The organism is Kitasatospora sp. LaBMicrA B282 (genome assembly GCF_050325825.1).
GTDB lineage: Bacteria > Actinomycetota > Actinomycetes > Streptomycetales > Streptomycetaceae > Kitasatospora.
In genome coordinates, this window is sequence record NZ_JBNQTI010000256.1 from 1 (window position 1) to 8322 (window position 8322).

Here is an 8322-nt window from a genome sequence, read left to right on the forward strand (position 1 = left end):
GGGCGGCCCCGAGAGCGGGGCCGCCCGGCGGCGGTGTGGTGCGGCGTGGCGCAGTGCGGCCGGTCGGCGACCGGCTGCGGGCGGCCGACTAGCGACCCAGGGCCGGGGCCGGGAAGGTCGGGTACTCGACGCCCGAGATGGACTGGACGACCCGGACTACCTGGCAGGAGTAGCCGAACTCGTTGTCGTACCACAGGTAGAGGATCGCGTTGTCGCCCTCGACCTTGGTGGCGCCGGCGTCGACGATCGAGGCGTGGCGCGAGCCGATGAAGTCGCTGGAGACCGCGTCGGGGGCGCTGATGAAGTCGATCTGGCGGCGCAGCGGCGAGGTGAGCGAGACGTCGCGGAGGTAGTCCAGGACCTCCTCGCGGCTGGTCTCGCGGGCCAGCTGCAGGTTGAGGATGGCGATCGAGACGTCCGGCACCGGAACCCGGATCGAGCTGCCGGTGATCTTGGCGTTGAGGTCCGGCAGCGCCTTGGCGACGGCGGAGGCGGCACCGGTCTCGGTGATCACCATGTTCAGCGGTGCCGAACGGCCACGGCGGTCGGAGCCGTGGTAGTTGTCCAGCAGGTTCTGGTCGTTGGTGAACGAGTGGACGGTCTCCACGTGGCCGCGCAGCACGCCGTACTCGTCGGCCATCGCCTTCAGCGGCGGGACGATCGCGTTGGTGGTGCAGGAGGCGCAGGAGATGATCTGCTCGTCCGGCTTGATCGTGTCGTGGTTGACCCCGTGCACGATGTTCGGGACGTCGCCCTTGCCCGGCGCGGTCAGCACCACCTTGGAGATGCCGGGGCGCAGGTGCTTCGACAGGCCCTCGCGGTCGCGCCAGCGGCCGGTGTTGTCGACCAGGATGGCATCCTTGATCCCGTACTCGGTGTAGTCCACCGTGGCCGGGTCGTCGGAGTAGATCACCTGGATCTCGGTGCCATTGGCGATGATCTTGTTCTCGTCCTCGCAGACGGTGATCGTGCCCTGGAACTGGCCGTGGATCGAGTCGCGCCGCAGCAGCGAGGCGCGCTTCACCAGGTCCTCGCCCTTGCCCTTGCGGACCACGATCGCGCGCAGCCGCAGGCCGTTGCCCGAGCCGGCCTTCTCGACCAGCAGGCGGGCCAGCAGGCGGCCGATCCGGCCGAAGCCGTACAGCACGACGTCGCGGCCCTCGCGGCGCTCCAGCTTGTTCTCACCGGTGGCCCCGACGACCGCCTCGGCGGTGAACTCCGCCACCGACAGGCCGCGGGAGTCGCCCTTGTAGGTCGCGGCGAGCATGCCGATGTCGATCTGGGACGGGCCGAGGTCCAGCGCGGTGAGCGCCTCCAGGAAGGGCAGCGTCTCGGTGACCGAGAGCTCCTCGCCGTCGATCTGGCGGGCGAACCGGTGGGTCTTGAGGAGGCTGACCACCGACTTGTTCACCAGGGAGCGGCTGTGCAGCAGGACGGTCACGTCCCGCTCACGGTGCAGCCTCCCGATGATCGGGATCATCGACTCCGCGATCTCCTCGCGGTTCTTCCAGTCCGTGAACACGTCGTCGTTGACAGTCACAATTCATCTTTCGGCCGAGCTGAGGGATGCCTACATGCTAGCCAGCGGGCACCACGCCCACTCAATCGGACCCGGACGATCCGCCCACCGGGCCGTCGAACCCGCGCCGCGGCCGCCGCCAACCCCCTTGTGACCAGGCACGATCCCAGCCCCCAGGGGCGGAAGGTCTCAGCTTGGCACCGATCCGGGCGAACCTTCTGCCGGTGACCCTGGATGACCAGGACATTACTCACCGCGAGAGGCAGCCGCGGCGATCGCCCGGGCGAAGACCGGCAGCGACTCCTGGTGCAGGGTCAGGAACAGGTAGGGCTCGATCGCCTCCAGCTCCATCACCAGCGGCGCGCCGTCCTCGTCCTCGACCAGGTCCACCCGGGCGTAGAGCAGCTCCGGCGCCCCCGGAACGGCGGCCAGCACCCGCTCGCCGGCCGCCAGTTCGGCCGGCGACGGGGTCCACGGGACGACCCCGGGGTGCGGGTTCTTCTCGGCGTCGAACCGGGCGCCGGCGGCCAGCACCCCGTTCTTCCGGATCGCGTGCACGCAGCGACCGGCCACGAAGACCAGGGAGCGCTCGCCGCTGCGCTCGATCCGCCGCAGGTAGGGCTGCACCATCGCGGTCAGCCCCTCGGCGTGCAGCTGCGCCAGGTGCTGCACCGCCTGCGCCCGCTCCGCCGGCAGGTGGCGGGCGGCGAACCGCGCCCCGGCACCGGTCGTGGGCTTGATCACGTACTCGTGGTCCGCGGGCAGCTCGGCCGGGCTCCCGGGCGGCAGGTAGCGGGTGGGGACCACCGGGACGCCCCGGGCGGCCAGCTCGCCGAGGTACTGCTTGTCGGCGTTCCAGCGCAGCACGGCCGGCGGGTTGGCCAGCCGGGTCAGGGCGCCGCAGCGGTCGACCCAGGCCAGGAACTCCGCGGGCCGCCGGGCGTAGTCCCAGGTGGACCGGATCACCGCGAGGTCGAAGGCCGCCCAGTCCGCCCCGGGGTCGTCCCAGCGCACCGCGACCGCCTCGGCGCCGGTGGCGGCCAGGGCGGCCAGCAACCCGGGCAGGTCCGGGTCCGCGGCGGCCCCCGGCCCGGGGGTGCAGGTGACGAGCGCGATCCTGGCAGACGACATGGCGCCCTCTCCGGCCGACATACGGGACCGGCGCAGCCTAGTCGGCTGCTCCCGGCCCCGTCGCCACGTTTTCCCGGCAGCCCGACACCGGTGCCGCGGGTGCCTCTGCCTGTGCCTCTGCCTGTGCCGATGCCGGTGCCGCCGTCGCCGGCGACGCCACCGAGGCGGCGTCGATCACCTCGTCCAGCACCTCGCGGGAACGCAGCAGGTCGGCGATCGTCCGGTCGATCCGGTCACGCTCCGCCACCAGCTCCTCGACCAGCCGCGGGGTGGCGATCTCGCTCGGGGCGCCGTCGGGGTCGCTCATGCAGGGCAGCAGCTGGGCGATCTTCCTGCTGTGCAGGCCGGCGGCGTAGAGGGCCTGGATCCGGATGACCCGGTCGACCGCCCACTCGCCGTACTCGCGGTGGCCGCCCGGCGTCCGCTCGGACCACAGCAGCCCCTGGGCCTCGTAGTAACGCAGCGACCGCTCGCTCACCCCGCTGCGCCGGGCCAGTACCCCGATCCGCATGCCCGTCCCCTCGCCCGATGCCGGCCTCCACCGTACCGACCTGACGACCACTCACCCCAGCCGAAGACTCCCGAGACACCCGAGCGCCCGGGGCACCCGAAACACATGTTCCCCTCACCCCCGGGCGCCCACCCGCCCCAGGGGGCGCACAACGGCAACACGCGCCCGGCTCACACTTCGGCCGCACCCCAGGCAGCCGCGCTGACCGCCGTCCCGCACCCGGCCGACCCGAAAGCGCCGACGATCAGGGGCGCCTCCGCCCGCTCCCCGTCCCCGCCGCCCCTCCCGCCACGCCCCGGCGCACCCACCACACCCACGCCCTGGCACCGCCCGCCGGGCGCCCCGCCGACCTTGCTGGACGGCCCCTTCGCCGCGCTGCTAGACCGATTGGTGCCCGACCGACCGTGACCGAGTGATGCACCCGGTCCTCCCGGACCGCCGACACTCCTGGGGATCCTGCATGAACGTGACCCTCTCCACCGGCCCGACCGGGATCGGCACCCGATCCGCCCGGGCCCACCTGCGCCCGGGCGACCAGCCGGTGCGACCGATCCCGGGCCTGTACTGGCACCCGGTCGCCGAGCCGGAGCCCACGGTCTACGAGGAGCTCGACCGTCGGCTCAAGCGTTGGGCCGTGGACGACATCGCCCTCTTCCCGCCGGAGTGGGAGGAGCAGTTCGACTCCTTCGGCACCGGCCGCTACATGTGCCTGACCTATCCGGACGCGGCGAGCCTGGAGCACCTGGAGGCCGCGGGGCAGCTGATGGTGGCGGAGAACGCCGTCGACGACTGCTACTGCGAGGACCACGGCGGCTCCCCGCACGGCCTGGGCGCCCGGCTGCTGATGGCCCACTCCGCCCTGGAGCGCCCTCACTCGATCGCCCCGTACGAGCAGCAGTGGCAGGACAAGCTGGAGAGCGAGGCACCCTGCCGGGCCTACCGGTCCTCGATGGAGTCGTTCGACCGGATCAGCGCCGACCAGGTCCGCGACCGGGAGATCCACGACCTGGCCCGGCTGCACCTCGGGTACCTCGCCGAGGCCTCCTGGTCGATCGACGAGCGGGTGCCGCCCCTTTCCGAGTACCTGATGGTCCGTCAGTACAACAGCTTCCGGCCCTGCCTGAGCATCGTGGACGCCGTCGCCGGCTACGCCTTCCCGGCCGACCTGCACGACCACTCCAAGGTCCAACAGGTCATCGCGCTGGCCGCGTTGGCGACCACCCTGGTCAACGACCTGTACTCGTACACCAAGGAGCTGCGCTCGCCGCGCCCGCACGTCAACCTGCCCACGGTGATCGGGCACCACGACCAGCTGCCGCCCGAGGAGGCGTACGACAAGGCGATCACCGTCCACAACGACGTGATGCACCGCTTCGAGGCGGAGTCCGCCGCCTGCCTCGCCGAGCTGCCCGGCGCGCTGACCGCCCGCTACCTCAAGGGCATCGCCGACTGGGTCGACGGCGACCACTGGTGGCACGCGACCAACACCGGCCGCTACACCCTCCCGGGCTGGCTCGCCTAGGACCCGAGCCAAGCGGGCATCGAGCCCCGACCGCCAGGCCCGCCCCACCCCGGGCGGGCCTGGCGGAATCTTGGCGACCATAGGCGTTGCCGCCACTCGTTGCCCCCGGGTGCCCCACGCGAGGATCGACTCGTCGCCGAACGCGGCGACCGCATCCCGAGCCCCGAGGAGCACCGCCATGACCAGCACCCCCGCCATCGACAGCGCCGTCCTCGGCGTCCCCGCCGCCGACCCGGCCGTCGCCGCCGCGCACTTCAGCGCCCGGCTCGCCTTCGAGGCCGACGTCTCGGACGTGCGGGCCGACCTGCTGGCCGGCGTCCCGAACCTGGTGGTCGTCGACTCCCGCAGCGACGCGTCCTGGGCCCAGGGCCACATCCCCGGTGCGCTGCACCTGCCGACCGGCCGGATCGCCGAGCTGGCGCCGCAGCTGATCGACCGGGACACCGTGGTCGTCACCTACTGCTGGGGCCCCGGCTGCAACGGTGCCACCCGCGCCGCACTCGCCTTCGCCCGGCTCGGCTACCGGGTCAAGGAGATGCTCGGCGGCTTCGAGTACTGGGTGCGCGAGGGCTTCGCCTTCGAGACCGAGCACGGCACCGAGCAGCGCGCGATCGACGACCTGACCGCCCCGCGCTCCGGCATCTCCTGCGCCTGCTGAACCGCGCCCGCTGAACTGGGCCCGCTGAGCTGGGTCCACTGAACTACGCCCGCTGACCGCTGTTGCCCAACCGGGACACTCCTGTGAACAGTCCCCGGAACGGTCGCGATTTCGCAACGGGATCTCCCCAGGCCGGCGAGTTGTCAGTCCGACCCGCCAGAATGGATCATGGGTTCGAACCGGGCGCCGGCCACTGCGGGCGGCCGCCACGGCGACCACTTGACGATCCGTGAGCTCCTAGTCCGACGGGGGACGAGTGCATGAAGTTCGACATGGGCAGCCAGACGCTGTCGACCCTGATCAAGGCGACCCAGGGCTCCAGCGGTGACCTCGGCACCCTGATCAAGCAGCTGATCGCAGCGGCGCAGCCGCTGGAGGGCAAGTTCAACGGCGCCGGCAAGGCCGCGTTCGACAGCTTCAAGTCCCAGTCGGACCAGATCACCGCCGACCTGGACAGCGCGCTGAACGCGATCCTGGGCGGCCAGTCCGGCATGAACGACTCGTTCGTGACCGGTGACACGGAGATGTCGGACACCGCGCGCTCGACCATGGGCGCCGCGAACTTCGACGCGGCCCGCTTCTCGGGTCGCTGACGGAACGGGGGAATCGACCATGGGTAACGCCGACCGGCGCAGCTTCGACACCGCCGCCTCCAGCGAGGCGCAGACCAACCTCCAGGGCGTGGCCTCGCAGCTGGAGACCCTGATCAACCAGCGCGACCAGGCGGTCAAGGCCGCCATGGCCGACTTCCAGGCCGACGGCGTGTCGGACCAGTACCACGACAAGGAGGTCCGCTGGAACAAGGCGGCCACCGAGGTCCGGACGATCATCAACCTGGTCCGCACCACACTGTCGAAGAACGACACCACCGCCCAGCAGACGCTGTCGAAGGCCAAGTCCGCGGTCGACGCGATCGGCTGACGCCGCCGGCCCGGCCACCCGACGCCCGCGCGGCGGTCGGGCGGCCGGGCCTGAGCAGGTCCGGGCAGATCCGGGCAGGCCTGAGCGGGTCCGGGCAGGCCTGCTCAGGCCTGAGCGCTCTCGGGCACGGCGGTCTGCGGAGCCAGGAACGGGGGAGAGAACGATGACGGGTTGGGACATCCAGGTCGACGCGGTGCGCGGGGTGCTCAACAACACCGCCGGCAAGGCGGGTGATTTCCAGGGTGAGTTCACCGACTACTTCAACGCGATGGTGAGCGCGGCCGGGCACGCGGGCACCATGCAGCCGGGCGGCACCCCGAAGAGCGGGTCGGCCGGCCCGGTGGGCGCGGCGCTGTCCGAGTTCGTCAACGACACGCAGAAGGACCTGGCGTACCTGCCCGCCCGCTCGGCCGAGTGCATCAACGCGACGGTCAAGGCCACCCAGGCGTACATCGCCGGTGACCTCCAGATGGCCGCGGACGCGCAGAGCTCCGCCCAGCAGGCGCCGCAACTGCCCGACCTGACCGGGAAGGGCGGGCCGGGCAAGTGATCAATCCCGACGCGATCCCCGTCTTCACCGGCGACCTGGACCAGTTGGAGAAGGACGCGGGCGCCCTGAAGAAGAACGCCGCCGCCATCCGGACCACCGGCGGCGACGTGCACACCACCTTCCAGGGCCTCTCCGCCTGCTACACCGCTCCCGAGGCCGACCAGCTCTTCGCCACCACCGCACCGGTGCGCGACAACGCCGACGCCTTCGCCAAGAAGCTGGAGGCGGCCAGTGCCGCGCTCTCCGACTTCGCCGGCGCGGCGCGCCCGCTGGTCTCCCAGATGGACCAGCTGAAGGCGCAGGCGGTGAGCTTCCACGCCTCCGTCCAGAACGACAAGAACTGGCAGCAGGACCAGCACAAGGTCGACACCAACGCCAACCTGATCCACCAGGTGGGCCGGATCTGGGGCCAGTTCCAGGAGGCCGAGCGGACCGCGGCCAACAAGATCACCGCCCTGGTCAACGGCACCCACTTCGTGGTGGACGACGGCTCGCACAAGCCGGGCATGTACGGCTTCGACACCAACCAGGCCGCCGGCGCCGACCAGACCCCCTGGGGCAACGTCGACCCGCGCAAGTACACCGGTCTGGAGGCCGCCTGGCACTGGACCACCGACCACGTGGGCAGCCTGCTCAAGGGCTTCTTCGTGGACGGCGTCTGGGGCACCGTCACCGGTCTGTTCCACATGGTGAACGTCTTCGACTGGGGGACCTTCACCAAGACCTGGGGCAACATCGGCGACATCGTCGGCGGCCTCGGTGACTACACGATCTGGCCCTACGAGTGGGCCATGAACCAGATCTTCGGTCCCACGCCCGACCCCGGCGAGGACCGCCAGAAGGCCGCCTTCCGCGGCTTCCTCAAGTCCATGGTCGCCTGGGACGAGTGGGGCAAGGACCCGTCGCGGGCCCTGGGCACCGTCGTCTTCAACGGCCTCACCCTCGGCTCCGGCACCCTGCTCAAGATCGGCAAGGCGGGCACCATCGCCTCCGACGCGGGCGACGCCGCCGACGCGGGCAAGGCCGGCACCGCCGCGAAGATCGCGGGTGCGGCCGGCAAGGTCGGCGAGTTCGTCGACCCGATGACCTACGTCGGCAAGGCCGTCGGGTTCACCGTCGTCAAGGCCGGCGACCTGATGGGCGGACTCAGCAAACTGCACACCGGGGACACCGGCGCCTTCCTCGACGGCACGGACAAGGAGAAGCTCCCGGACGGCTCGGTCAAGCTGCCCGACGGCACCATCCTCAAGCCCGACGGCACCATGGTCCACCCCGACGGCACCCCGCACCAGGACCCCATCCCGGTCGAGCCCAGCGCCGCCGACCGCGCGCACCACCACGACCCGGCCACCCAGCGCCAGCCGGCGATGGCCCACACCGGCCCGGGCTCCCCGGGCGGCCACACCCCCGGCGGCGCGGGCACCCACACCGGCACCGGCGGCGGGCACACCCCGGGCACCGGCACGGGCGGCGGCACCGGCGGCGGCGCGGGCCACGCCGGCAGCGGCGG

7 protein-coding genes and 2 pseudogenes are annotated in these 8322 nt (G+C 71.7%); 6 read left to right on the forward strand and 3 right to left on the reverse strand.

Features of this window, described 5'->3' with window-relative positions; translation table 11 throughout:
• Window positions 1-88: 88 nt before the first annotated feature.
• From ACQRUO_RS37170 to ACQRUO_RS37180, 3 genes and pseudogenes are all read right to left on the reverse strand, one after another.
• On the reverse strand, window positions 89-1540 hold the full coding sequence (locus ACQRUO_RS37170) for a glyceraldehyde-3-phosphate dehydrogenase (protein WP_428320599.1): 1452 nt from the start codon (window positions 1538-1540) through the stop codon (window positions 89-91).
• 225 nt (window positions 1541-1765) lie between these two features.
• The gene (locus ACQRUO_RS37175) at window positions 1766-2650 is read right to left on the reverse strand and encodes an ATP-grasp domain-containing protein (protein WP_428320600.1); all 885 of its coding nucleotides are present in this window, start codon (window positions 2648-2650) and stop codon (window positions 1766-1768) included.
• A gap of 157 nt (window positions 2651-2807) precedes the next feature.
• Window positions 2808-3161 (reverse strand): annotated as a pseudogene (locus ACQRUO_RS37180) (MerR family transcriptional regulator); the annotation flags it as partial.
• A 460-nt stretch (window positions 3162-3621) separates the two neighbouring features.
• On the opposite strand from ACQRUO_RS37180, the gene ACQRUO_RS37185 reads away from it, so the two are divergent.
• The 6 genes and pseudogenes from ACQRUO_RS37185 to ACQRUO_RS37210 all read left to right on the forward strand — a co-directional run.
• Complete coding sequence (locus tag ACQRUO_RS37185) at window positions 3622-4683, forward strand: terpene synthase family protein (RefSeq protein WP_428320601.1); 1062 nt, start codon at window positions 3622-3624, stop codon at window positions 4681-4683.
• A gap of 178 nt (window positions 4684-4861) precedes the next feature.
• Window positions 4862-5341: a rhodanese-like domain-containing protein gene (locus ACQRUO_RS37190; RefSeq protein WP_428320602.1), complete on the forward strand. Its 480-nt coding sequence runs from the start codon at window positions 4862-4864 to the stop codon at window positions 5339-5341.
• Window positions 5342-5601: 260 nt separating this feature from the next.
• A complete protein-coding gene (locus ACQRUO_RS37195; protein ID WP_428320603.1) occupies window positions 5602-5934 on the forward strand; it encodes a hypothetical protein in 333 nt (110 codons plus the stop codon).
• Window positions 5935-5953: 19 nt separating this feature from the next.
• Window positions 5954-6262, forward strand: coding sequence for a pore-forming ESAT-6 family protein (locus ACQRUO_RS37200; protein WP_428320604.1), 309 nt, complete (start codon window positions 5954-5956; stop codon window positions 6260-6262).
• A 163-nt stretch (window positions 6263-6425) separates the two neighbouring features.
• The gene (locus tag ACQRUO_RS37205) at window positions 6426-6812 is read left to right on the forward strand and encodes a DUF6507 family protein (RefSeq protein WP_428320605.1); all 387 of its coding nucleotides are present in this window, start codon (window positions 6426-6428) and stop codon (window positions 6810-6812) included.
• Window positions 6809-8322 (forward strand): annotated as a pseudogene (locus ACQRUO_RS37210) (hypothetical protein); the annotation flags it as partial. The gene ACQRUO_RS37205 and the pseudogene ACQRUO_RS37210, both read left to right, overlap by 4 nt.

What these genes read in the sequence shown, in the direction of transcription:
- ACQRUO_RS37175 (WP_428320600.1), bottom strand. Translation starts at nt 2,650, where the DNA reads ATGTCGTCTGCCAGGATCGCGCTCGTCACCTGCACCCCCGGGCCGGGG.
- ACQRUO_RS37185 (WP_428320601.1), top strand. Translation starts at nt 3,622, where the DNA reads ATGAACGTGACCCTCTCCACCGGCCCGACCGGGATCGGCACCCGATCC.
- ACQRUO_RS37190 (WP_428320602.1), top strand. Translation starts at nt 4,862, where the DNA reads ATGACCAGCACCCCCGCCATCGACAGCGCCGTCCTCGGCGTCCCCGCC.
- ACQRUO_RS37195 (WP_428320603.1), top strand. Translation starts at nt 5,602, where the DNA reads ATGAAGTTCGACATGGGCAGCCAGACGCTGTCGACCCTGATCAAGGCG.
- ACQRUO_RS37200 (WP_428320604.1), top strand. Translation starts at nt 5,954, where the DNA reads ATGGGTAACGCCGACCGGCGCAGCTTCGACACCGCCGCCTCCAGCGAG.
- ACQRUO_RS37205 (WP_428320605.1), top strand. Translation starts at nt 6,426, where the DNA reads ATGACGGGTTGGGACATCCAGGTCGACGCGGTGCGCGGGGTGCTCAAC.